General features: G+C 51.8%; 28 protein-coding genes. 25 read left to right on the forward strand and 3 right to left on the reverse strand.

What is annotated here, in order from left to right; all coding sequences use genetic code 11:
- Nucleotides 1–202 precede the first annotated feature (202 nt).
- The 4 genes from PUV47_RS08505 to PUV47_RS08520 all read left to right on the forward strand — a co-directional run bounded on the left by PUV47_RS08505 (nucleotide 203) and on the right by PUV47_RS08520 (nucleotide 2948).
- Complete coding sequence (locus PUV47_RS08505; RefSeq protein ID WP_274218092.1) at nucleotides 203–688, forward strand: crossover junction endodeoxyribonuclease RuvC; 486 nt, start codon at nucleotides 203–205, stop codon at nucleotides 686–688.
- Nucleotides 685–969 (forward strand): DUF6378 domain-containing protein, encoded by a 285-nt coding sequence (locus PUV47_RS08510; protein WP_274218093.1) that lies wholly within the window; start codon nucleotides 685–687, stop codon nucleotides 967–969. Before PUV47_RS08505 ends, PUV47_RS08510 begins: the two co-directional genes overlap by 4 nt.
- Nucleotides 959–1342: a DUF6362 family protein gene (locus tag PUV47_RS08515; RefSeq protein ID WP_274218094.1), complete on the forward strand. Its 384-nt coding sequence runs from the start codon at nucleotides 959–961 to the stop codon at nucleotides 1340–1342. Before PUV47_RS08510 ends, PUV47_RS08515 begins: the two co-directional genes overlap by 11 nt.
- 313 nt (nucleotides 1343–1655) lie before the next feature.
- On the forward strand, nucleotides 1656–2948 hold the full coding sequence (locus PUV47_RS08520; RefSeq protein WP_274218095.1) for a site-specific DNA-methyltransferase: 1293 nt from the start codon (nucleotides 1656–1658) through the stop codon (nucleotides 2946–2948).
- Here the strand turns inward: PUV47_RS08520 and PUV47_RS08525 are convergent.
- The 3 genes from PUV47_RS08525 to PUV47_RS08535 are packed head-to-tail and all read right to left on the reverse strand — an operon-like array spanning nucleotide 2925 to nucleotide 3564.
- The gene (locus PUV47_RS08525) at nucleotides 2925–3143 is read right to left on the reverse strand and encodes a hypothetical protein (RefSeq protein WP_274218096.1); all 219 of its coding nucleotides are present in this window, start codon (nucleotides 3141–3143) and stop codon (nucleotides 2925–2927) included. The two genes, PUV47_RS08520 and PUV47_RS08525, sit on opposite strands and share 24 nt — an antisense overlap.
- Entirely contained in the window at nucleotides 3140–3367 is a 228-nt protein-coding gene (locus PUV47_RS08530; RefSeq protein ID WP_274218097.1) for a DUF3489 domain-containing protein, read from the reverse strand. Before PUV47_RS08530 ends, PUV47_RS08525 begins: the two co-directional genes overlap by 4 nt.
- Nucleotides 3367–3564 carry a DUF6900 domain-containing protein gene (locus PUV47_RS08535; protein WP_274218098.1) on the reverse strand — a complete coding sequence of 66 codons (198 nt, stop codon included), beginning with the start codon at nucleotides 3562–3564 and terminating at the stop codon, nucleotides 3367–3369. Before PUV47_RS08535 ends, PUV47_RS08530 begins: the two co-directional genes overlap by 1 nt.
- An 84-nt stretch (nucleotides 3565–3648) precedes the next feature.
- Between PUV47_RS08535 and PUV47_RS08540 the strand changes: the two genes are divergently transcribed.
- From PUV47_RS08540 to PUV47_RS08640, 21 genes are all read left to right on the forward strand, one after another.
- On the forward strand, nucleotides 3649–4197 hold the full coding sequence (locus tag PUV47_RS08540) for an elements of external origin (protein WP_274218099.1): 549 nt from the start codon (nucleotides 3649–3651) through the stop codon (nucleotides 4195–4197).
- Between the two features lie 79 nt (nucleotides 4198–4276).
- Nucleotides 4277–6172: a phage terminase large subunit family protein gene (locus PUV47_RS08545; protein ID WP_274218100.1), complete on the forward strand. Its 1896-nt coding sequence runs from the start codon at nucleotides 4277–4279 to the stop codon at nucleotides 6170–6172.
- A gap of 9 nt (nucleotides 6173–6181) precedes the next feature.
- Nucleotides 6182–6409: a gpW family head-tail joining protein gene (gene gpW / locus PUV47_RS08550; RefSeq protein ID WP_274218101.1), complete on the forward strand. Its 228-nt coding sequence runs from the start codon at nucleotides 6182–6184 to the stop codon at nucleotides 6407–6409.
- A gap of 2 nt (nucleotides 6410–6411) precedes the next feature.
- Nucleotides 6412–7899: a phage portal protein gene (locus tag PUV47_RS08555; RefSeq protein WP_274218103.1), complete on the forward strand. Its 1488-nt coding sequence runs from the start codon at nucleotides 6412–6414 to the stop codon at nucleotides 7897–7899.
- Nucleotides 7883–9082, forward strand: a complete 1200-nt coding sequence (locus PUV47_RS08560; protein ID WP_274218104.1) for a S49 family peptidase — start codon at nucleotides 7883–7885, stop codon at nucleotides 9080–9082. Before PUV47_RS08555 ends, PUV47_RS08560 begins: the two co-directional genes overlap by 17 nt.
- Before the next feature lie 18 nt (nucleotides 9083–9100).
- Nucleotides 9101–9499 carry a head decoration protein gene (locus PUV47_RS08565; protein ID WP_274218105.1) on the forward strand — a complete coding sequence of 133 codons (399 nt, stop codon included), beginning with the start codon at nucleotides 9101–9103 and terminating at the stop codon, nucleotides 9497–9499.
- A gap of 2 nt (nucleotides 9500–9501) precedes the next feature.
- Complete coding sequence (locus PUV47_RS08570) at nucleotides 9502–10536, forward strand: major capsid protein (protein ID WP_274218106.1); 1035 nt, start codon at nucleotides 9502–9504, stop codon at nucleotides 10534–10536.
- A gap of 14 nt (nucleotides 10537–10550) precedes the next feature.
- Complete coding sequence (locus tag PUV47_RS08575) at nucleotides 10551–10892, forward strand: hypothetical protein (RefSeq protein WP_274218107.1); 342 nt, start codon at nucleotides 10551–10553, stop codon at nucleotides 10890–10892.
- Nucleotides 10889–11191, forward strand: coding sequence for a head-tail joining protein (locus tag PUV47_RS08580; RefSeq protein WP_274218108.1), 303 nt, complete (start codon nucleotides 10889–10891; stop codon nucleotides 11189–11191). The genes PUV47_RS08575 and PUV47_RS08580 overlap by 4 nt, the downstream gene beginning before the upstream one ends.
- Entirely contained in the window at nucleotides 11188–11838 is a 651-nt protein-coding gene (locus PUV47_RS08585; RefSeq protein ID WP_274218109.1) for a DUF6441 family protein, read from the forward strand. The genes PUV47_RS08580 and PUV47_RS08585 overlap by 4 nt, the downstream gene beginning before the upstream one ends.
- 2 nt (nucleotides 11839–11840) lie before the next feature.
- Entirely contained in the window at nucleotides 11841–12275 is a 435-nt protein-coding gene (locus PUV47_RS08590) for a hypothetical protein (RefSeq protein ID WP_274218110.1), read from the forward strand.
- Between the two features lie 22 nt (nucleotides 12276–12297).
- Nucleotides 12298–13242: a phage tail tube protein gene (locus tag PUV47_RS08595; protein ID WP_274218111.1), complete on the forward strand. Its 945-nt coding sequence runs from the start codon at nucleotides 12298–12300 to the stop codon at nucleotides 13240–13242.
- A gap of 110 nt (nucleotides 13243–13352) precedes the next feature.
- Complete coding sequence (locus tag PUV47_RS08600; protein ID WP_274218112.1) at nucleotides 13353–13799, forward strand: hypothetical protein; 447 nt, start codon at nucleotides 13353–13355, stop codon at nucleotides 13797–13799.
- Nucleotides 13800–13804: 5 nt separating this feature from the next.
- A complete protein-coding gene (locus PUV47_RS08605; protein ID WP_274218113.1) occupies nucleotides 13805–14002 on the forward strand; it encodes a hypothetical protein in 198 nt (65 codons plus the stop codon).
- Entirely contained in the window at nucleotides 13989–16889 is a 2901-nt protein-coding gene (locus PUV47_RS08610) for a phage tail tape measure C-terminal domain-containing protein (RefSeq protein WP_274218114.1), read from the forward strand. The genes PUV47_RS08605 and PUV47_RS08610 overlap by 14 nt, the downstream gene beginning before the upstream one ends.
- Nucleotides 16886–17359, forward strand: a complete 474-nt coding sequence (locus PUV47_RS08615) for a hypothetical protein (protein ID WP_274218115.1) — start codon at nucleotides 16886–16888, stop codon at nucleotides 17357–17359. Before PUV47_RS08610 ends, PUV47_RS08615 begins: the two co-directional genes overlap by 4 nt.
- Before the next feature lie 22 nt (nucleotides 17360–17381).
- Nucleotides 17382–17912 (forward strand): hypothetical protein, encoded by a 531-nt coding sequence (locus PUV47_RS08620; protein WP_274218117.1) that lies wholly within the window; start codon nucleotides 17382–17384, stop codon nucleotides 17910–17912.
- A 15-nt stretch (nucleotides 17913–17927) separates the two neighbouring features.
- A complete protein-coding gene (locus tag PUV47_RS08625; RefSeq protein WP_274218118.1) occupies nucleotides 17928–19589 on the forward strand; it encodes an RCC1-like domain-containing protein in 1662 nt (553 codons plus the stop codon).
- Between the two features lie 9 nt (nucleotides 19590–19598).
- Nucleotides 19599–20051: a hypothetical protein gene (locus tag PUV47_RS08630; RefSeq protein ID WP_274218119.1), complete on the forward strand. Its 453-nt coding sequence runs from the start codon at nucleotides 19599–19601 to the stop codon at nucleotides 20049–20051.
- A complete protein-coding gene (locus tag PUV47_RS08635) occupies nucleotides 20044–20586 on the forward strand; it encodes a DUF1833 family protein (protein ID WP_274218120.1) in 543 nt (180 codons plus the stop codon). Before PUV47_RS08630 ends, PUV47_RS08635 begins: the two co-directional genes overlap by 8 nt.
- A 19-nt stretch (nucleotides 20587–20605) precedes the next feature.
- A complete protein-coding gene (locus PUV47_RS08640) occupies nucleotides 20606–21058 on the forward strand; it encodes an NlpC/P60 family protein (protein WP_274218121.1) in 453 nt (150 codons plus the stop codon).
- Nucleotides 21059–21074 lie beyond the last annotated feature (16 nt).

The raw sequence follows: 21074 nt of genomic DNA on the forward strand, positions 1-21074 counted from the left end.
GTTTTGGTCATCCAGTTTCGTTCCAAACTGCCCAAACTGGCGGGAAAGCCTTTTATTTCAAGGCTTAGCCAGTTTGGAAGTGTTTAGGAAAAAGACTCCCTCTCCCTACGGGAGAGAGTGCCCCTATGGGCGCAACTCTCCCCGGTCGAGGGTTCCCAAGGGTGCTCATTCATCTTTCCCAACAACCAAACAGGAGGTCTCCATGGAAAAAACTAATCAACCCATTTTGCTCAGTCTCGATCTGGGTACAGCTACCGGATGGGCGTTCTCCAACAAACATGGACGCATCATGAGCGGCACAGCGCATTTTCGTCCCCGTCGTTTTGAGGGTGGCGGTATGCGTTACCTGCGCTTTGAACGCTGGCTAAATGAGACCCGCGATGTGTCTGGTGCGATCAACGCAGTCTATTTTGAAGAAGTCCGCAGACACCTTGGTGTCGACGCAGCCCATGCTTATGGCGGTTTTCTTGCTTCACTCACCGCATGGTGTGAGGAGCACAGCATCCCTTACGAAGGCGTTCCGGTCGGCACGATCAAGAAGTTCATCACTGGCAAAGGTAATGCTGGCAAGCAGGCTGTTATCACTGCCGTCAAAGCCCTCGGCCATTTGCCCGAAGATGACAACGAAGCCGATGCTCTGGCTCTCCTGCATTTTGCCCGTGAGCAGATGATCGGAGGTCAGTCATGAGACACGCCAACCGACTTTTGGAGGAAGCGTCACGAATACTGGCAGAGCGTGGTGAAAGCTACGGATCACCCCAGCCGCTATTCGAAAACGTGGCCAAACGCTGGTCACTGACGTTGGGCGTGGATGTGAGTGCTGAACAGGTCATCACTTGTTTGATTGATCTGAAGCTGGCGCGACTGAACAGCACCCCCGGGCATCACGACAGCATTCTCGACGTTGCCGGGTATGCAGCAATTTTAAACGAAATTATCAATAACAACGGAGGCGCTTATGGAGCATAACTGGACAGAAAAGGACGTGGCAGGTCAATTTGAAGAATCTATTTCAACTTTGAAAAAGCTACCGCCTGTGCGGGCGCAAGGCTATTTCAATGCATGGCCTGAGATTGTCCGCACCCCAGAAGAGATTGCGGCAGGTGAACCCATGCCGCTTCGCTTACGGGCAACACCAGATGCCATCTCGCGCATGGAGCAAACACTGCGCTGGATCACATGGGTTGATGTTGAAGAGCGTCGCTTGATCTGGCATCGCGCTGCACGCAGACGCTGGAAAACAATTTGCTGGGAGCTGGGCTGTGATCGCAGTACAGCATGGCGTAAATGGAGTATTGCGCTGGCAAAAATTGCTGCTCGCTTGAACGCAGGACAGAAGTAAAGTGTTGCAACACTTTAGTATTCGACACTTGCAACATTTTTGGCTACTATAAGAACCATAATCGGCAGCGGTGTACGCACAGGCAGCCGTCAAGAATTCAAGCGAGCCGCCATCAGTCTGATTGCGGCTTTTTTGTTTCCTCACACCGCTCATTTATCGATGCTCCTCTCACATACCAAGCCACGGGTCCTTACTGCGGCTGGAACGTATGCGGGCGGGCTGGGCGCAGTATTTCGCTAGCGTCAGGGCGGTAAAAGAGGTTCGCAGTTCGCACCCGGGTTCGCACGTCACTAACATATAAAAAGGTTTAACAATGGATTTAAATGTTCAGCAAATTGAGCTGGAGCAGCTGGTTCCTTATGCCCGCAACGCCCGCACACACAGCGACTCACAGGTCGCACAGATTGCAGGCTCGATTGCTGAATTCGGCTTTGTAAATCCTGTTCTGGTTGGCGGCGATAATATCATCATCGCAGGCCATGGTCGTGTGATGGCAGCCAAGAAGCTCGGCCTGCAAACCGTTCCGACCATCAAGCTGGATCACCTGACAGAAAATCAGCGCCGCGCCTTGGTGATTGCCGATAACAAAATCGCCGAGAATGCCGGATGGGATGAAGAATTACTGCGATTAGAATTACAAAATCTTGCCGATGAGGATTTCGATCTTGATCTGCTGGGCTTTGACGATGTGGAGTTGGATGATTTATTGGCATCACTGGATGACGATGAAGCAGCCGCGCTTGATGAAAACATTCCGGAAGTACAGGAAAATCCTGTCAGCCGCACAGGCGATATCTGGATTATGGGTGAGCACCGTTTGCTCTGCGGCGACTCCACAAGTGAAGCCGACATGAAAAAACTGATGGGTGGTGAGCTGGCCGATATGGTCTTTACCGACCCGCCCTATAATGTGAATTACGGCGATACAGCCAAAGACAAGCTGCGCTCCAAAGGTGGAGCTAAAGCCGGACGCAAGATTATGAATGATAATCTGGGCGATGACTTTGAGGCGTTTTTAACCGCAGCCTGTAAAAACATGCTGGATTATACCAAGGGTGCTCTTTACATCTGTATGAGTTCCAGCGAGCTGGATACGCTGCAAAGCGCCTTCCGCCATGCGGGCGGTAAATGGTCAACCTTTATTATCTGGGCGAAAAACACCTTCACCCTTGGCCGTTCTGATTATCAGCGCCAATATGAGCCCATCCTATATGGCTGGAAAGATGGCAATGACCGCTACTGGTGCGGTGCACGTGATCAGGGTGATGTCTGGTTTTATAACAAACCGCAGAAGAACGATCTGCACCCGACCATGAAGCCTGTTGATTTGGTAGTACGCGGGATTAAAAATTCCAGCAAGACGCTGGATATTGTGCTCGATCCCTTTGGCGGTTCTGGTTCAACACTGATTGCTGCAGAACATACCGGGCGACAGGCACGACTGATTGAGCTTGATCCTAAATATGTGGATGTGATTGTGCGGCGCTGGCAGGAAATGACCGGATTACAAGCAACGCTATCTGGTACCGGTCAGGACTTTAAGGCTGTTGAAAAAGACCGCCTTGGGAGCAAGGCCGAAGCCTCACTGCCTGTGGAGGGCGAGTGACGCTTCGTGTAAGGCTTTGGCATCGCCAAGCAGCCGATCAAGGTCAATGATGGAACCGATGGCAGCGTTGCGATTGCCGTCATCCATGTAACCGCAGCCCTCTTGTGCGAGGGTGGCCGCTTTTTCCAGCATGTCACGCATGGCGTTCATGTTGGCTTGGATGGCGTTATTGATAATGGGATTTTGGTTGCTCATGCTTGGGTTTCCTTTTTCTTGGTTGGTTTAAGGTAATAACGGCGGTCAGCGTCTTGTTTTTCTGAGCTCAACTCAAATCCTTCGAGCTTTTTGATGACTCGGGATAAAACGCCGCGCACCGTATGTTTTTGCCAGCCCGTCAGTTTCATCATCTCATCGATGCTGGCTCCTTCCTTGGTGCTGAGCGTTTCAATGATCTTGGCTTGTTTGGTGGTCTTACTCATTACTTACCTCCTTTGGTGGCAGATTGTTGGCCCGCTTCATAAGCGGCTTCTAATGCGGCTTTGATGGACCAGACAGCACAGTCGTGAAAATCGAGGCTATCGCTCTTGCGGGTCTCAAGGGTTTCAAGGTGCAGTTCGTCTTTGGCGATCTGCGCCAGTATTTGGTCTTTTTGGGTGTGTTTTATGTTGTTTGTCATGGTTGCTCCTTTGCTTGTTGACGTGTTCATGAACGCTTGGAAACCAAGGCTTATCAAGTCAATTCAAGGGATTAATCGAAGAATATGGGCGTATCGATCCGAGAATATGCAAGGCAGCGCGGTGTCAGTGATACCGCCGTCAGAAAGGCACTGAAACAAGGCCGCATTACTGCTGAGCCTGATGGCACTATTGATGTAGAACGCGCTGATCGGGAATGGTCATCCAACACGGCGAAGCCACAAACAAAACAGACGGCAAAGACCAAGCCAGTTCCTGCGGCTGCGGTGGAAGCCGTTGAAGAAACCTTGAAGGAAAGCGGCACCCCATTTTCATCGGGCGGCACGACCTACATGCAGGCCAAAACCGCCAATGAGGTTTTAAAGGCGCAAACCAACCGGGTACGCCTCAAGCAATTAAAAGGTGAGCTTATCGACCGCAACGAGGCCATTGCCCATGTGTTTCGGCTTGCGCGTCAGGAACGCGATGCATGGCAAACATGGCCTGCAAGGATTTCAAGCCAGATGGCAGCAGAACTCGAGACCGATGCCCACCAATTACATGTGACGTTGGAGCGTTATGTCCGTGAACACTTGGAAGAACTTGGAGGGATCAAAGCAAACTTCAAACAATAATGGATATGACGGCACTTTGTACGATGGATCGCAAACACTTGAACAGGCTTGGTTTGAAGGATTAAAGCCAGATGCTTTTATGACCATTTCTGAATGGTCGGATGAATATCGCTTTCTTTCCCCCAAGGCCGCCGCCGAACCCGGCCGCTGGCGCACAGAACGCACACCGTATTTGCGCGAAATCATGGATCAGCTCTCGCCCCATAAACGGGCGCAACGGGTTGTGTTTATGAAAGGTGCCCAGATCGGTGGGACCGAAGCTGGCAATAACTGGATTGGCTATGTCATTCACATGGCACCCGGTCCGATGATGGCTGTGGCACCAACCGTGGAAATGGCCAAACGGAATTCCAAACAGCGAATTGACCCGCTTTTGGAAGATTCCAAGGAATTAAAAGCGCGGGTGAAGCCCGCCCGCTCAAGAGATTCCGGCAACACCGTGTTGTCGAAAGAGTTTCCGGGCGGTGTTCTGGTCATGACAGGTGCGAATTCGGCTGTGGGACTGCGGTCTATGCCTGCGCGGTATCTGTTTATGGATGAAGTGGATGGCTATCCCGGCGATGTCGAGGGTGAAGGCGATCCGATTTTACTGGCAGAACGCCGAAGCGCCACATTTCAGGGGCGACGTAAGGTTTTTCTTGTGAGCACACCAACATTGAAAGGATTATCGCGCATTGCCCGAGAATTTGACAATTCAGACCAACGTTATTTCCATGTTCCTTGTCCTCATTGCGGTCATGAGCAGCCCTTAAGGTTTTCACAGCTCCGCTGGGCTGAAGGCAAGCCTTCAGATGTCATGTATGAATGTGAATCTTGCGAGGAATTGATCGCAGAGCATCACAAAACAGAGATGCTTGCCAAAGGCCAGTGGATGGCAACAGCCAAAGGTGATGGACAGACTGTTGGTTATCACCTGTCTTCCCTTTATAGCCCGGTGGGCTGGTTCAGCTGGTCAGATGCAGCGGCGATGTTTGAGCAAGCCAAGGAACATCCGGAGTTGATGAAGAGTTTCGTCAACACGGTTCTGGGTGAGCCGTTTGAAGAAGAACATGAAGCACCAGACTGGGAGCGACTTTATGCGCGGCGGGAAACTTACGCGCAAGGCGTTGTGCCCAAGACAGGGTTGTTTCTAACCGCTGGCGTGGATGTGCAAAAAGACCGTCTTGAATGTGAGGTGGTTGCTTGGGGCCGCGATAAACAAAGCTGGTCCGTTGATTACATCGTGCTGGATGGTGATACCGCCCGCCGCGATGTGTGGCAAAAGCTCGAAGATGTTTTGCGCCGCGACTGGCCGCATGAAACCGGACACACCATGCCCATCCGCGTGATGGCGGTGGATTCTGGTTATGCCACGCAGGATGTCTATGCATGGGCCAAAGGCCATCCCCAAGCTGTTTGGGGTGCTGGTGGTGCTAGAGCCAGCCAGCCGCGCACTGTCGTGGCGATCAAAGGTCAAGATCGGGATACAGCGCTTATTTTGAGCGTCTCAAAAGCCGATGTTGGCGGTCGCAGGCGCGGTCTTCGGGTGTGGAATGTTTCCGGACCGGTGGCCAAGGTTGAACTTTACCGCTGGCTGAAACTGGACTGGCCCTCAGAGGCTGAATTGAAAGACGGCATGCCATATCCGGCAGGAAGCTGTCACTTTCCGCAATATGCGGAAGAATATTTCAAACAGCTGACGGCTGAGAAACGCATTATCCGGGTGCATCGCGGTTATCCCCGCGCTGTGTGGGAGAAAGACCCCACCCGCAATAATGAGGCACTGGATTGCCGGGTGTATGCCCGCGCTGCCGCCAGTATTTATGGATTGGATCGTTTCTCCGAGCGCCATTGGCTGCAGCTGGAGGAAGTCTTGGGCAAGCCTGTGCCAGCGGCACAGAGTCAAACCCAACCAACAGAAAAAAAGGAATCAACGGCTTTGAACGAGCGCTTGAAACAGCGGCCTGTTCAGATGGCTGACGATCCGTATTTGTAAGGAACCGTAATGACAGATTTGGCCACATTACAAAGCCGTCTTGGTGAAGCTGAAAACGCCTATCACCTGCTGATGACAGGCGGCAAGGAAGTCTCGGTCAATATCGGCGGGTATGGCGCGGTCACTTATCAGACAGCAGATGCACCCAAGCTGGAAAAATACATTGCCCATTTGAAGCTGGAAATCAGACGCAAACAGGGAGGTTCCGGTCGCAAGGCAATTTATGTGGAGTTTTAAACATGACAAAAAGCAATGGTCAGCCAGATACAGCACATCGGGCAGCATCCCTGTCTGCCAGAGAGTTGGCATCATGGCTGCCACCTGCTGGATCTGCCGATAGTGATTTAATACCAGAACTTGGCACCTTGGTATCACGCTCACGCGACCTTGTTCGCAATCACGGCGTGGCCTCCGGTGCATTTCAGACCCTGACGGATAATGTTGTTGGCACTGAGCTGCGATTGGCAGCACAGCCAGATTATAAGTCATTGGGAAAGGATAAAGCGTGGGCTGATGAATGGTCACGCCATGTGGAATCATTATGGCGCAGCTGGGCCGAAACCACGGAATGTGATGCGGCAAAGTCCCTGACTTTTGCTGGACTAACATCTCAGGTGTTTCGCTCATCTATGCTCAATGGTGAAGCCTTGGCCTTGCCGCTTTGGTTGAAAGAGCGTCGGTTTTCAACAGTCCTGCAGCTGGTAGAGCCAGATCGCCTCAGTAATCCTGATGGCAAGCCTGATTCCAAGTCGCTGCGCGGTGGTATTGAGATTGATAGCTATGGGGCCGCGAAAGCCTATTGGATCAGAAAAAACCATCCCGGTGATTATTTGTTATCGGCGGGATCAGAAAAAGATTGGCAACGCATCCCGGTGGAAACGCTATTCGGTCGCCGTCGTGTGCTGCACATCGCCGATCTGGAACGCAGTGGACAAAGCCGAGGCAAGCCGCTTCTGACCAGTATCATGCCGTTGTTCAAAATGCTTGATCATTATGAGCGTAGCGAACTGCAAGCAGCTGTGGTCAACGCCATGATCGCGGCATTCATTGAAACCCCGCTTGATAGTGAGGCCATCGGTGAAATGTTTGGTGGCAGTGTGGATGATTACATCGCCGCCCGCAATGAATGGAAAGTCCGTTTGCAAGGCGGTGCCATTATCCCGGTCTTTCCGGGCGATAAGGTCTCACCTTTCACGCCAAGCCGCCCCAATAGCGGATACGGCCAGTTTGTTGAAAATGTACTGCGGCATATCGGAACGGGCTTAAACATTCCGTTTGAATTGCTGATGAAGGACTTTTCCAAAACCAACTATTCCAGTGCGCGAGCCGCGCTTATGGAAGCATGGCGGTTTTTCATGGGGCGCAGGCAATGGCTTGCAACCTACTGGGCACGCCCGGTCTATGAATTGTGGCTGGAAGAAGCGATTGGCAAAGGTCTGATCGAAGCGCCCGGCTTTTATCAAAACCGCGCTGCATGGACACGCTCTAAATGGATTGGCCCCGGTCGCGGCTGGATTGATCCGGTCAAAGAAGCTGAAGCCTCACGCATCCGCATGGAAAATGGCCTCTCCACTTTGGAAGAAGAATGTGCCTCACAAGGCTTGGACTGGGAAGAAGTATTGGAACAGCGTGCGCGTGAACAAGCCAAGATGAAAGAGCTTGGTCTGAGCACCCCGGCCATGGCCGCAACACTAAAACAGGATGATAAAGATGAGAGTATGGAATAAAGCCGCTGATGAGCCATGGGCGATTACATCATCGGCGCTGACAACAATTTTAGATATCGCCGCAAGGCAAAATGCACCGCCTGAAGCGGTTGCAGCCAAGCTGGGGCGAGAGCTGCAAAACAGTTATCGCCTTGAGATGCGAGATGGAATAGCGGTCCTGCCAGTGGTTGGGCCGCTTTTTCGTTACGCCAACCTGTTTACGCAGGTGAGCGGCGCATCTTCATATGAATTGCTGGCCAAGGATTTCACACAAGCGGTCGAGAACCCGGATGTGAAAGCCATTGTCTTGAACATCGATTCACCGGGCGGTGAAGTGAATGGCTGCGCCGAATTTGCTGACATGATCCATGAGGCACGCGGGGTTAAACCCATCATTGCCTATGCTTCTGGCGATGCGGCCTCCGGTGCCTACTGGATCGCAGCCGCAGCTGACGAGATCGTGGTGTCAAAAACCAGTGCTCTTGGCTCCATTGGCGTGGTCGGCGTTTATCGCGGCAATAAGGGCGAGGATGCGGTGGAAGTCGTGTCTTCACAAAGCCCTTATAAGCGGCTTGATCCGGATACGGATGATGGTCGTGCCCGTTTGCAAAAGCGCATTGATGCGATGGCAGATGTCTTTGTGGATGCCGTTGCCAAGTATCGCGGCGTGGCCTCCAGCCATGTGCAAAACCATTACGGCAGTGGCGATGTGTTCATTGGGGATGCTGCTGTAAAGCAAGGTCTGGCCGACCGTATCGGCTCCTTTGAGAAACTCCTCAGTGAAATCAGCGGCAATCCGGTCTCAGAGCCTTCCCCGCATTCTATCAATCCAAACCAACAGGAGAAAAGCATGGATGATATCCAAAGCCTGCGGGAGGCTTATCCCGATTTAACGGCCAGTCTTGAACAAGATGCGGTCAAACAAGGTGTCACGAAAGAGCGCAGTCGTGTGCAAGGCATCTTGTCTCATGATGAGGCAAATGCCCGAACATTGCTGGCACAGCACCTGGCTTTTGAAACCGATATGGAAGTGGAAGCTGCTGTATCTGTTTTATCCAAAGCTCCACTTGAAACGCCCACACGCGATGATGTGTCGGGCTTTAGTGCAGCGATGGAAGCAACGCCCAATCCTGAAATCACCCCATCACCCGAGACAGAGGATGATAGCGAGGAAGCTGTCGCCAAGCGTCTGGCAACTTACTAACGATAAGGAGAAATCGATATGAACGCATATTCTAATCATGCTGGAGGCTTTACCGATCAAGGTGGCTATACCCCGGATAATCTGGTTGCAGGTGAATTTCCTGCGGTCCAACGCATTGAGACGATCACAGGTGGTGCAGCCTATCCACGCGGTGCTGTCTTGGGCCGTATCACGGCATCCGGTCTTTATGTCTTGAGTGACGCCAGTGCGACCGATGGATCACAAAAGCCCGCCGCTATTCTGGCTGAGCCGATTGATACCACATCGGGTGATGCCGAAGCCGTTGTCTATCACTCAGGCGAATTTAACAGCAATGCACTGACCTACGGTGCTGGCCATGATGCAACGAGCGTCTGGAACAGCTTCCGTAATGTTGGCCCTTGCACCATCTTTCTACGCAAAAATCAGGAGGTATAATCATGGTTGATATTTTTTCTACATTTGTGCTGAACCGCACCGTTGAGCATCTGGAGCGACCAGCCTCCTTCTTGCTGGACACCTTCTTTGGCTCGATCCAGACGGAAGAGTCCGAAGAAATCCACTTTGACATTGATCAGTCCAAGCCGCGCCTTGCACCATTTGTCTCGCCATTGGTCGCGGGCCGTGTTGTGGCCAATGAAGGTTTCACGACCCAGAGCTTTAAGCCTGCTTACGTGAAGGACAAGCGCCGCTTTGATGCCAATACACCGCTTAAACGCAGCATTGGTGAAAAGATTGGTGGCTCTCTTCCCGCAAGTCGGCGTTTGGAAGCAGCCGTCAGTCGCTCGCTGCGTAATCAGCTGGAAAATCTCACACGCCGTGAAGAAGTGATGGCAGCAGAAGCTTTGATTAAAGGCACTGTTACCGTTGCAGGTGAAGATTACCCGACCAAGATCGTTGATTTTAAACGCGACCCGGCTTTGACACTGGCACTTACAGGTGCTGCCAAATGGGATAGCGTGGACGCGCCTGCTTTGGATCATCTGGAAGACTGGGCCAGTTTGGTGCAGGAAAAATCCGGTGCCGTGGCGCGTGTTGTGATTATGGACCCGAAAGCATGGCGACATTTCCGCAAGAACAAGCAGGTTGTCGGCCAACTTGAAATCCGTCGCGGTACCAATGCGACGATTTCCACCGATCCTATCGTGCGTGGTCAAGGCAATGAGAAAGCACGTTATGTCGGCTCCATCGGGGATTTTGATTTCCATGTCTATAACGATGTCTATGTCGCCGATGATGGCACAACACAAAACTTGCTTCCGGATTACACGGTCTTGCTGGTCAGCCAAGGTCAGCTTGAAGGAACGCGCTGCTACGGCATGATCATGGATGAAAAAGCGGCTTTCAAAGCTCTGCGCTATTTCTCCAAGTCTTGGCTGGAAGAAGACCCTGCGGTTCGCTGGCTGCTAATGCAGTCTGCGCCGTTGGTGGTTCCGTATCGTCCTAACGCATCTTTGTGTGCAACAGTCGCTTAAGGGAGGTTAGAAACATGAATATTATTGTAAAAATCTCCCTTCAAACGCCCGATGGCACTGTGCAGCCGGGTGAGACAATCAAGCTGGACGATGCGGAAGCCAAAGCGCTGATTGTGCGTGGCTTTGCCGAGCCTGCTGGAAAATCAACGGCGGTCAAAACCCCTGAAACCAAAACCGATGATCCTGATGCTGATATTTTGGCAATCATTGATGCCATCGCAGTTCTGGATGAAAGCGGCTTTGGCAAGGACGGCAAGCCCTTGGTGAAAGCACTGGAAGATGTGCTGGATCGTGATATCAGCCAAGAGCAACGCGATCAGGCTTGGAAACGCTATGAACAGGACAATGCCTCATGATCCCAAGTTTCAAACAGGCGGTAGATCGGCTGTTTGATCGCTTGGGGCTGGATGCGCTCTACCGGGTAAATGGCGAAGATATACCTGTCAAAATCATCATGAAATCACCGGATCAGATCGTTGATTTTCGGGAAGCGCAAATCCACACCCCCACCAACATGATGGAGGTGCGCGTAATGGACATCGCCAAGCCAAAGGCCGGAGATGAAATCATCCTTGATGATGCAAGCTACCGTGTTCAGGGCGAGCCTGTCCAAGACACACATCATCTGGTGTGGAAAATGGAGGTTCTGAAATGAGGTTGCGTGCGGCCATAAGTGGTGATCTGGACAAATACCTAAAAGCTGAATTGCTGGAAGCCGAGCAAGCTGTGACTGGGGCCATCCGCACAGCGACAACAGGTCTTAAAAACAGCATGCGTGCTCAGGTGACAGCCGCAGGGCTTGGCCCACGTTTGGCAAAGTCATGGCGCGGTGATGTTTATCCCAAGCAGGGTAAAAGCCTGAAAGCCGCTGGCATGGTTTATACCAAAGCCGCCAAGATCATGGAGGGTTTTGAAGAAGGCCAAGTGATCAAAGGCAAAGATGGCTTTTGGCTGGCTATTCCAACTCCGAATGCGCCAAAGAAGGTTCTGGGCAAACGTGTTACGCCCGGTAATCTTGAAAAGGCGCGTGGGATCAGGCTGCGGTTTGTTTACCGCAAAAATGGCCCATCGCTGCTTGTTGCTGAAAACATGCGAGCCTCTTACAGCCGCAAAACAGGTGATCTGCGAGGTTTTAGAAAGGCCAGTCAATCAGCACTGAAATCCGGTCGTGGTCTCACATCGGTTGTGATGTTTTGGATGGTGCCACAAGTCAAAATGCCAAAGCTCATCCGTTTTGAGCCGGAAGCTGCAAAATGGCACAGGCGTATTCCTGAGCTGATCGTCAAATATTGGAAAGATTAGAAATGACATCGAAACGCGAACAGGCCCTGCAGGGCCTTTTTTTATGCCTGCAAACAGGTTTGCCCGGTATCAGCGTGCTTCGCAATGAAGTGCTGACCACGGCTATTCCTGAAACCGGGCTTGTCATGCTGCGTGATGGTGACCCCGGAGAGCCGGATATTCTGCTTTCACCGCCGCGCTACATTTACAAGCACCGCGCCGATATTGAGGTGTTTGTACAAAACGCCGATGCCGCTCAGCGTGAGACTGATCTGGATCAACTGATCACACAAATTGGCGCTGCGCTGGAAACGGCAGGCACGCTTGATGGTGTCATCGACATTTTAAACCCCGGAAGCCCTGAATTACTGACGGAACCGATTGAAGGTGCCGCTGCAATCAAGGCTGCCACACTGCCTGTCACGCTGGAGTATGTGACGGCAAACCCACTCATTTAACCAAACAAACAGGAGAAAACATATGGCTCGCGCTTATGGTTGGAATGCCCGGCTTTTGCTTGGCTTTGAAACAGCATACGGACAGCCGCCAGTAAGCGGCGATTATAACGTGGTTCCGTTCATCTCAAGCTCATTGGATTCTGAGCAAGGCTTGATTGAATCAAGCGTTTTGGGTTTAGGGCGTGATCCTACGGCTCCTTTTCAGGACGTGATCAATGTGGACGGCGATATTGTTGTGCCTGTCGATCTTCGCAATATCGGCTATTGGCTGAAAGCACTCTTTGGTACGCCTGCGACCAACGGCTCTGGCCCTTACGCCCATGATTTTGTTTCGAGCGAAGTCAATTTACCGAGCCTGAGCTTGGAAGTTGGTCTGCCTGATGTGCCAGATTATCCGCTTTTTACAGGTGTTCGCGCCAATAGCTGTGCTTTTAACTTTCAACGATCAGGCGAAGCGCAAGTGACCATTGGCCTGATTGGTCAGGGGGAAACGCCAGCCAGCAGCACACGCGATGCCAGCCCATTGGAGGCGGTTTATAGCCGTTTTTCTCAATTCCAAGGCTCGATCAAACGTGCAGGTTCAAACCTTGCCGATGTGACGGCCGCCTCGCTGACCTACAGCAATAATCTGGAGAAGATTGAGACTATCCGTGATGACGGCAAGGTCGAGGGCATTGATCCCGGTATGAGTTCGCTTTCGGGGTCTATTTCTGTGCGTTATGGCGATAACACGCTGATGGATTTAGCCAGAGCCGGAACGCCGATTGATATTGAGCTGGCTTACACCATCGATGCAGATCGAAAGCTGCAGATCATCGCGCATGAAGTTTATCTGCCCAAACCAAAACGCAGTATTAATGGCCCGGGCGGGATTGAAGCCTCATACGACTTCCAAGGCGCAAAAGACGCCAGCCTCGGCAAAATGCTGACCATAACGCTAACCAATGATGTGGAGGATTATCTCTAATGCTTAAATTATCCCTGCCCAAAGAACCGTATTGGATTGATGTCGGACTGGATGTCCGTCTGAAAGTTCGGCCCTGCACAAGTGCTGTGTTTTATCAGGCGCGAGCCTTTATGAATCAAAAGCTGCAGAAACTCGGTGATGCCTACCGCGCTGAAAAAGATGTTGGTGTGGAGCGTTCAGAATTACCTGACCTTGAAGACAGCAATGTGCGTGAAGCCTTGGCTGAACAATATCTCACCGTTGGTCTGGCTCGTGCTGGGATCATCGAGTGGGAAGGTATTTTCGAAGCCGATGCGGATCAGCCCGCTCCAGTGACAGATGAAAAGATCGATGAACTTTTCGGAGCCTACTGGGTTATCGCCGAGACTTTCCGTCAACAATACACAGGCATGCGGGAGTTGTTGGAAGCGGAAAAAAACGCACGCGGGCTCGTATCCGGTGGCACTTCGGAGACGGGCCAAGATATTGCGGCAACTGCGCCGAACAAGGCCGAGCCTGCGCCCAAGGGCAAAAAGGCGAAACAGGCGAGCGATGCCCCTATCACGAGCACAGCCTAAAAACCTTGGAAGGCTGGCAGGCTTGGGATGTGGCTTGCAAATTAATCACACAATCACATGAACGCTTTCCCCTAGAGACCGCTCTGCAGCTCAGTGCCTCGCTTGGCTATGAGCCTCAAGCGATGGCTGAACTATTGCCAGAAATCGCGATGGGAACGCTGTTGGCAATAAAAGATATGGGCGACAATAATGGCAGCAACTAAAAAACTATCGATCCGCTTGTCAGCGACGGGTGGAGAGCAGTTGCGCCGTGAGTTTGGCAAACTGGGCAAGGAAGGCCAACAAGCCTTTCATAAAATCAGCCATGCGACCGCTCCCGCCAGTGCTGGTTTAAAAGCCGTTGATGCATCCGCCCGGGCATTAAATGGCGTCTTGCGTCAGGCTGCCGGATTGATTGGCGCATACGCAGGTATTCAAGGTATTAGCCGTTCGCTTGGGTTTATTGTTTCGACCAACCGTGAGTTTGAGCGTTTACATGCCAGCTTGAAAACCGTGACAGGCTCGGCGCAAGGGGCAGATCGCGCCTTCAAAATGATTGAGGATTTTGCCTCTTCCACACCGTTTAATGTGGAGCAGATCACCGAAGCCTTTATCAAGCTAAAAGCCTTGGGGCTTGATCCCTCTCAAGAAGCGCTGATGTCATACGGTAATACGGCTTCTGCGATGGGTAAAAACCTAATGCAGTTTGTGGAGGCCATTGCCGATGCCGCCACGGGTGAGTTTGAGCGCCTGAAAGAGTTTGGGATTAAAGCCAGAACCCAAGGTGAGCAAGTATCCTTCACCTTTCAGGGTGTGACCACCACGGTTGGTAAAAATGCCGCTGAAATTGAGAGTTACCTTCGCCAGATTGGGAATGTCCAGTTTGCCGGAGCTATGTCTGAGCAAATGAACACGCTCGGCGGGATATTCAGCAATATTCAGGATAATTTTTCCAAGCTGGCCCGTGAGGTTGGTGCGGGCGGTCTGAATGATGCCATTCGTGATGTTGCCATCAGTTTGAAAGAAACAACCGATAGCGGCAAGCAGGTAGCGCGGGCTTTGGGTGAAACCTTGGGCGGCGTTGTGCGCGTTGCTGCTGATGGGCTCGGGTTTTTGGTTCGCAATGCCGATCTGGCGGTTGAAGGTTTGACGGCATTGCTGATTGCCAGAACGGTCGGTGGTGCAATTACGGCCATGAACGCAGCTATGCTGGGTAATGCCGGAGCCATTGTCGGCTTTCGTTTAATGGCGCAAGTTTCTGTTGCAGCAGCGGCCAAAATGGTGATTGCCGAAGGAGCCGCTAAATTGGCCACCTTGGCGATGGTTGGGCTTCGCAATGTCATGCTTCTATTGGGCGGTCCCGCCGGGATTGCCATTATTGCAGGGTTGGCCCTCTATAAATTGGCACAAGGTCATGACGCAGCCGGAAAAGCTGCCAAAGATCATGCCGCCGAAATGGAGGAATTGCGCGAAACCGTTCAAAAAACAACGGATGATATTGAGGAGTTGAATGCCGCTTCACGCAATGAAGCCTTGGCGCGGTGGACTGAAAAACTCAACATTGCCCAAGAGAATATCCGCGAAGTCACCAAGCAACTAAAATACGGTGCAATCGGTGGTTTTTGGGATCAGTTCTCGCGCTTTGGCAGTGATTTACAAGCCGACCTGTTTCAGGTTCGCCGCGCCTTTCAAACAGGCCGGATCACTGTTGAAGAATATCAGGATGCCTTATGGGCTTTGGCGGTCAAATATCCGGACTTCACGGAAAATGCCAAGGAAATCCAAGAACAGGTTTTGGCCTTACAGGCTGCAGAATTGGCTGCACAGCGTGCAGGCGATCAATTGGATCGATTGCGCTCTGGCGTCACACAAACGGCAGCCGCGCAGGCAAATCCACAAACGCCGCAAGCACCGACCCAGCCCGCAGCACCACAACAGTTGGGCGATAAGGAGGAAGAGAAAATCCGCTCCTACATTCAGGAGTTGGAAGCAGAAGAAGCGGCCTTGCGGCGCGTTATTGCGGCCCGTTCCAGCGAAGGCACAGCAGTTGAAAACGCACTTGTTTTGAATGAGCAGGAACAAGCATTGCGCCGTTTGGGTATTGATCTCAGTAACAATCAAAGCGCTGGCGCTCAAGAATATGAGCAGCGTATTCGTAATCTGATCAGCCGCAAATATGAGCTGGAGGAAGCTGATACACGTGCGCGGGAAGCTGCAGAACGCCATGAAGATACGGTGGAAGATATCACCCGGGCTTTTAATGCCCTGAAATCTGAAACTGAACAGGCCACGCTCAAAGCCATTGAATGGCGTGAAGAAGCCTTGGCAGGACTGGATAAAACCCGTGTTGGCTATGATGAATTCCGCGCTCAGGTCGAAGATGTTTATCAAAACATGCTGCGTGAGGCGCGTGAAAAAGATCTGCAAAGCTCAAAGCATTGGGAAGATGGTCTCAAACGCGGTTTTCGTGATGTTTTGAATGAAGCCGAAGACATGGCTTCACAAACTGAGCGGCTGGTTAAAAATGCTTTCAAAGGCATGGAAGATGCGCTGGTTGAATTTGTGACCACGGGCAAGCTGGATTTCAAATCCCTAGCGGATTCCATTATTGCTGATTTGGTGCGGATACAAATTCGCCAAAGCATTACGCAGCCATTGGCCAATGCACTGGGATCGATTGATTTTGGTTCCTTGTTTGGAGCGGCACATACAGGTGGTGTCATCGGTGGTGATGTTCTCGCCAGCCGCCATGTTAATCCTGCCGTCTTTGCCGGGGCGCACAAATTTCATAGCGGCGGTGTGATTGGCAATGAAGTGCCGATTATCGCCAAGCGCGGTGAGACGGTGTTCACACCAGGACAGATGCGACTGCTTGGCGCTGGCCTTTCTGGGCGCGAGCCCGTGAAAGTCGAGGTCAATGTTCACAATAATGCCGCTGGTGTTCAAACCAGAACCGAGACGTCACCCCTGCCGGGCGGTGGTAGCAGGCTCGATATTATTGTTGAACAGATCGAAGGCCAAATGACCCGCAATGTCGCTCGAGGGGAAGGATTGGCCCCAACTTTGGAGCGGCGTTATGGACTTAATCCAGCAGCGGGGAGTTACCGATGATCGCATGGCCAGAAACATTACCGTTACCAACGGTCGAGGGATATGGCATCCAGCCCGGCGATGCCATCCTTCGCACAGAAATGGAAGCGGGTCCGGCAAGGCAACGCAGGCGATTTACGCAAGTACCCAGCCGCGTATCAGTGCGCTGGATTATGCGGCGCGATCAGTTTGCCCTGTTTGAAGCATGGTATCGCTGGCAAGCCAAGGAAGGTGGCGCATGGTTTGAAATTGAGTTGTTGGGCGGGCTTGGGTTGCTGACGCAGGAAGCCCGTTTCACAAGGCAGTTTCAGGCCCAGCTGCTTGGCGGCACACTTTGGGAAATCCGCTCTGAGCTGGAAATCCGTGAACGGCCTGTTCTGGATGAAGGCTTGCTGAACCTGCTGCTTAGTGAAGATGCTCAAGGGATTATTACCGTCTCCAACAGCCTTTATGTGCTGATGCATCAAACCCTGCCGCAGCGCCTTTATTAACCCATAAACAAAGGAAACTCTTATGACCTTGCAGACCGATCTGCAGGATGCGGTGGCGCGTGTCCAAACGGACAGCCAGCTCCTGCACACCATCGTCCATGGCGATGATCAGACAGAAGTGCCAACTGACGGCGGTAATGTCAAAAGCGCCGCCAAAGCCATTAAGGATATTGAGGATGGCATACAGGCAGGATTAACAGATCTTGGCGCGTCAGCAGATCAGCTTAACAACGCTGTATCACAAACCGAAACCTATCGTGACGAAGCGCAATCCTCTGCCCAATCAGCTTTGCAAACAGCCAATGCCCTGAATCTACCAACCAATATCAATGGTCAGGCGGGAAAACTTCTGGCGGTCAAGCAAGCTGAAGACGGGTTTGAGGTGATTGAATCCGTGGGCGTGTTTTACGGCCTGCGTGCCGATGGTTCAAAACTCACAGCCATTACAGGCCAAGGCACCTATAACGCCAATGATTTTGACACATGGTTCATCACGCTGCCGGGGGTGGATTTCAACATCAACGAGGATGGCCACCTCATCATCAATATTTAAGAAGGAAGTGAAAACATGACACAGATTGATTTGGGCAATATCCGCATTAACTGGCGCGGAGCCTATAATAGTGCCACCAATTATGTGCGCCATGATGCCGTTTCCTATCAAGGTTCCAGCTTCATCGCCAAGCACACCGTATCTGCCGTTACGCCCGTTCAGGGTGATGATTGGGATTTGATGGCGGCGGGCACAGATCAGCTCAACCAAGAAGGTGATTTGCTTATTCATAACGGTGCAATTCCTGCGCGTCTTTCTCGTGGCGATAACGCTCAAGTCTTGCAAATGGTAGGCAACCAACCTGCTTGGCGCGATCAATCGCTCGATCCGTCACGCCGTGTGTGGAAGCTTGGCAAAGTCAACCGTCATGGCGGTTGGTACACACGCACATATCTTATGGCCAACGGCATTATTAAAGCCTGTGGTTATGGCGGTAATTACTCCAATGGTAATCCAACAGGCAGCCATATCTATATTCCCAGCAGTGTGGCAACCGAAGACCCAGACGTGCGTTTCGTGGATGTTTTCACAGGCGGGCAACAGCACTACGGGTTAACAGCTACTGGCGTGGTTTGGTCATGGGGCTACAACAATTATGGTCAGCTTGGCCATGGAGATACAGCCAACCGATCCATTGCCAAGCGGATTGATTATTTCGTCAATAATAACATTCAAATCGCTCGGGTTATTCCGGGGCGGCCAAACTACCATGATTATGGTGCTGCATATTTCTTAACCACGGATGGGCGCTTATATGCCTGTGGTTATGGAGGCAATGGAAACATGGGAGCAGGCACCACATCGCACCAATACACACCTGTGCGTTGCGGAGCGTTGGAAAACATTGTCGATGTCGGTGTTTCTGGCCTCCCATATACCATTTATGCGGTTGAGGATGACGGTTCGCTCTGGGTTTGGGGTTGGAATGCCTATGGTCAATTGGGGCTTGGTGATACCACCCAACGCAGCACGCCAATCCTGAACGCTGCAATTTCTAACGCCGTCAAAGCGCTACCTGTGAGTGGGTATCAAACAGATGGTAACACGCCAACGGGTAGTGGTTTTGTCTTAAGGGCTGACGGTTCAATATGGGCGACGGGCTATAACGGTCATGGACAGCTTGGTCAGGGTGATACCACACAGCGCAATAGCTTTACGCAAATCTCTAGGCCAGATGTGTTTACTGACATTTTTGCTTCGGATGGGCGTTACTGCACCGTTGGCGCTTTGAACGATCAGAATGAGGTCTATTTCTGGGGCTATAACGGCTATGGCCAACTGGGAACGGGCAATACCACTCAGCAAAACACACCTTTTAAACCCAACAGTCCTTTTCAGGGCAATATCACCCGCGTTCAGATCGCTGGTAGCTCCAGCTATATCGGCTGCATTGTGCAGGCTGGGAATGCGCTGTGGGCGGCAGGTTATAACGGTAATGGAAACCTCGGCTTTGGAAACTCAAATACGACCAACGACACCTTCAAAGAGGTTCTAGGTGTATCCGGGACGATTGCTGACTGGAGCCCCTTTGGCCACGGCACAAGCCCATGGGGGCTTGGCGTTTTATATGATGATGGCCGCGTTGATGCCTGTGGGGAAAACAACTCCTACGGTGAGACCGGAACACGGCCCGGCAATCTGCATGACATTCAAAAACTAACAAATGTGATTTTTTAGGAGGCTTTTATGAATCTCAAATCCTATTTGCATGATCGTGCGCCGAGCTTCGCTGGAAGTGAAACTGCTCCCATCCATTTAGCTGACCTGAATGGACGGCATTATTACGCTTTTGCTGCGGAGGTTACTCCGCCATCAGGCGGTAAAGCTGTGAGTGACGATGAGCTGGCTGATGTTCTTTCAAGCAGTCAGCTTATTCGACAGATCAAGGAAGAAGCCGGACGGCGCATCACCAATATTGCCCCTGCGTGGAAACAGCAAAATGCACTGGCTGATTTGTATCTTTTGGGTGGGCGGTCTGATCTGACGGACGATGAACAAGAAAAGCTGACAAAAGCGCAAGGGTTATTGACTGAAATTTCACGGTTGCGATCACGATCCGATGCCATTGAAGCTTCTTTCTTGGATGGCGTGGCGGTGGATTACATCACCGATATTGCGTGGGAGGATGAAGATGCCTGATCCCACCTTGAATACGGCGATTGCCGAAGCCTATGCTTCTGCGCCCAGTGACATCGTGATTTTACACACGCTGGAGCTTCGCCATCCTGATTTCAGGGATGATGAAGGCCAGCCCATTGCTGTGCGTTTGGTGCGTGACCATCAAGACTTATCAGCCAAGCTGGAAGATACCGCGCCCTTAAACCCGGATGAATATGTCACCTTCATTGCCATGGGATTTGATCTGGAGCTGCCACCTGTTGACACATCACCAGTGCCGGAAATCACGGTCACTATCGATAATGTCAGCCGCGAGCTGATCAAGCATCTGGATGCTGCCGTTGAGAGCGCAGAAAAAATTGAGATCACCTATCGCCCATATTTGAGCAATGATCTATCCGGGCCGCAGATGGACCCGCCGATCACGTTGATCTTGAGCGAGGTCGAAGCGGATGTCAGCCGCGTTGTTGGTCGCGCCCGTATGCTGGATATCGGCAATAAGAGCTTTCCGTCAGAAACCTACACGGCCACGCGCTTTCCCGGCCTGACCCGCTAACCCAAATAAAGGACATATTATGAATGAATTGACCCGGCAGCCAGATGGGCTGCACTGGGCGTGTCGCTATATCGGCTTGCCTTGGCAGGCTGGAGCGAAAGGCCCAGATGTTTTTGATTGCTGGAGTCTCGTGGTTTGGGTGCAAAAGCATCATTTTGGCCGAAACTTGCCCGATATTCCTGTTGCCGAGGGAAATTTAAAGCGCTTGGCTTTGACCTTTCGAGATCACCCAGAGCGCAAACGCTGGCAACTTACCGATACACCAGAACAAGGTGATGCAGTGTTGATGCGCCAATCCCGCCACCCCATCCATGTGGGCATATGGATCACCATCAGCCCTAGCGAACAAGGTGTTCTTCACTGCGTGAAGGGCAATGGTGTGGTGTTTCAGAATATGGCCAGTCTCAAACTCGCAGGCTGGCAAATTGAAGGGTTTTATCGGTTTCAGGGGAATGCCGCTAAACCAGACTAACAAATAAAGAGGTTCC

Source organism: Pseudovibrio exalbescens (genome assembly GCF_028737195.1).
GTDB lineage: Bacteria > Pseudomonadota > Alphaproteobacteria > Rhizobiales > Stappiaceae > Pseudovibrio > Pseudovibrio zosterae.

Excerpts from the sequence above, each read along its gene's own strand:
- PUV47_RS08595 (WP_274218111.1), top strand. The coding sequence starts at position 12,298 with ATGGCTCGCGCTTATGGTTGGAATGCCCGGCTTTTGCTTGGCTTTGAA.
- PUV47_RS08610 (WP_274218114.1), top strand. The coding sequence starts at position 13,989 with ATGGCAGCAACTAAAAAACTATCGATCCGCTTGTCAGCGACGGGTGGA.
- PUV47_RS08585 (WP_274218109.1), top strand. The coding sequence starts at position 11,188 with ATGAGGTTGCGTGCGGCCATAAGTGGTGATCTGGACAAATACCTAAAA.
- PUV47_RS08555 (WP_274218103.1), top strand. The coding sequence starts at position 6,412 with ATGACAAAAAGCAATGGTCAGCCAGATACAGCACATCGGGCAGCATCC.
- PUV47_RS08640 (WP_274218121.1), top strand. The coding sequence starts at position 20,606 with ATGAATGAATTGACCCGGCAGCCAGATGGGCTGCACTGGGCGTGTCGC.
- PUV47_RS08540 (WP_274218099.1), top strand. The coding sequence starts at position 3,649 with ATGGGCGTATCGATCCGAGAATATGCAAGGCAGCGCGGTGTCAGTGAT.
- PUV47_RS08515 (WP_274218094.1), top strand. The coding sequence starts at position 959 with ATGGAGCATAACTGGACAGAAAAGGACGTGGCAGGTCAATTTGAAGAA.
- PUV47_RS08570 (WP_274218106.1), top strand. The coding sequence starts at position 9,502 with ATGGTTGATATTTTTTCTACATTTGTGCTGAACCGCACCGTTGAGCAT.
- PUV47_RS08625 (WP_274218118.1), top strand. The coding sequence starts at position 17,928 with ATGACACAGATTGATTTGGGCAATATCCGCATTAACTGGCGCGGAGCC.
- PUV47_RS08510 (WP_274218093.1), top strand. The coding sequence starts at position 685 with ATGAGACACGCCAACCGACTTTTGGAGGAAGCGTCACGAATACTGGCA.
- PUV47_RS08590 (WP_274218110.1), top strand. The coding sequence starts at position 11,841 with ATGACATCGAAACGCGAACAGGCCCTGCAGGGCCTTTTTTTATGCCTG.
- PUV47_RS08580 (WP_274218108.1), top strand. The coding sequence starts at position 10,889 with ATGATCCCAAGTTTCAAACAGGCGGTAGATCGGCTGTTTGATCGCTTG.
- PUV47_RS08600 (WP_274218112.1), top strand. The coding sequence starts at position 13,353 with ATGAATCAAAAGCTGCAGAAACTCGGTGATGCCTACCGCGCTGAAAAA.
- PUV47_RS08560 (WP_274218104.1), top strand. The coding sequence starts at position 7,883 with ATGAGAGTATGGAATAAAGCCGCTGATGAGCCATGGGCGATTACATCA.
- PUV47_RS08620 (WP_274218117.1), top strand. The coding sequence starts at position 17,382 with ATGACCTTGCAGACCGATCTGCAGGATGCGGTGGCGCGTGTCCAAACG.
- PUV47_RS08635 (WP_274218120.1), top strand. The coding sequence starts at position 20,044 with ATGCCTGATCCCACCTTGAATACGGCGATTGCCGAAGCCTATGCTTCT.
- gpW (WP_274218101.1), top strand. The coding sequence starts at position 6,182 with ATGACAGATTTGGCCACATTACAAAGCCGTCTTGGTGAAGCTGAAAAC.
- PUV47_RS08575 (WP_274218107.1), top strand. The coding sequence starts at position 10,551 with ATGAATATTATTGTAAAAATCTCCCTTCAAACGCCCGATGGCACTGTG.
- PUV47_RS08530 (WP_274218097.1), bottom strand. The coding sequence starts at position 3,367 with ATGAGTAAGACCACCAAACAAGCCAAGATCATTGAAACGCTCAGCACC.
- PUV47_RS08630 (WP_274218119.1), top strand. The coding sequence starts at position 19,599 with ATGAATCTCAAATCCTATTTGCATGATCGTGCGCCGAGCTTCGCTGGA.
- PUV47_RS08565 (WP_274218105.1), top strand. The coding sequence starts at position 9,101 with ATGAACGCATATTCTAATCATGCTGGAGGCTTTACCGATCAAGGTGGC.
- PUV47_RS08520 (WP_274218095.1), top strand. The coding sequence starts at position 1,656 with ATGGATTTAAATGTTCAGCAAATTGAGCTGGAGCAGCTGGTTCCTTAT.
- PUV47_RS08505 (WP_274218092.1), top strand. The coding sequence starts at position 203 with ATGGAAAAAACTAATCAACCCATTTTGCTCAGTCTCGATCTGGGTACA.
- PUV47_RS08525 (WP_274218096.1), bottom strand. The coding sequence starts at position 3,143 with ATGAGCAACCAAAATCCCATTATCAATAACGCCATCCAAGCCAACATG.
- PUV47_RS08535 (WP_274218098.1), bottom strand. The coding sequence starts at position 3,564 with ATGACAAACAACATAAAACACACCCAAAAAGACCAAATACTGGCGCAG.
- PUV47_RS08615 (WP_274218115.1), top strand. The coding sequence starts at position 16,886 with ATGATCGCATGGCCAGAAACATTACCGTTACCAACGGTCGAGGGATAT.
- PUV47_RS08545 (WP_274218100.1), top strand. The coding sequence starts at position 4,277 with ATGACCATTTCTGAATGGTCGGATGAATATCGCTTTCTTTCCCCCAAG.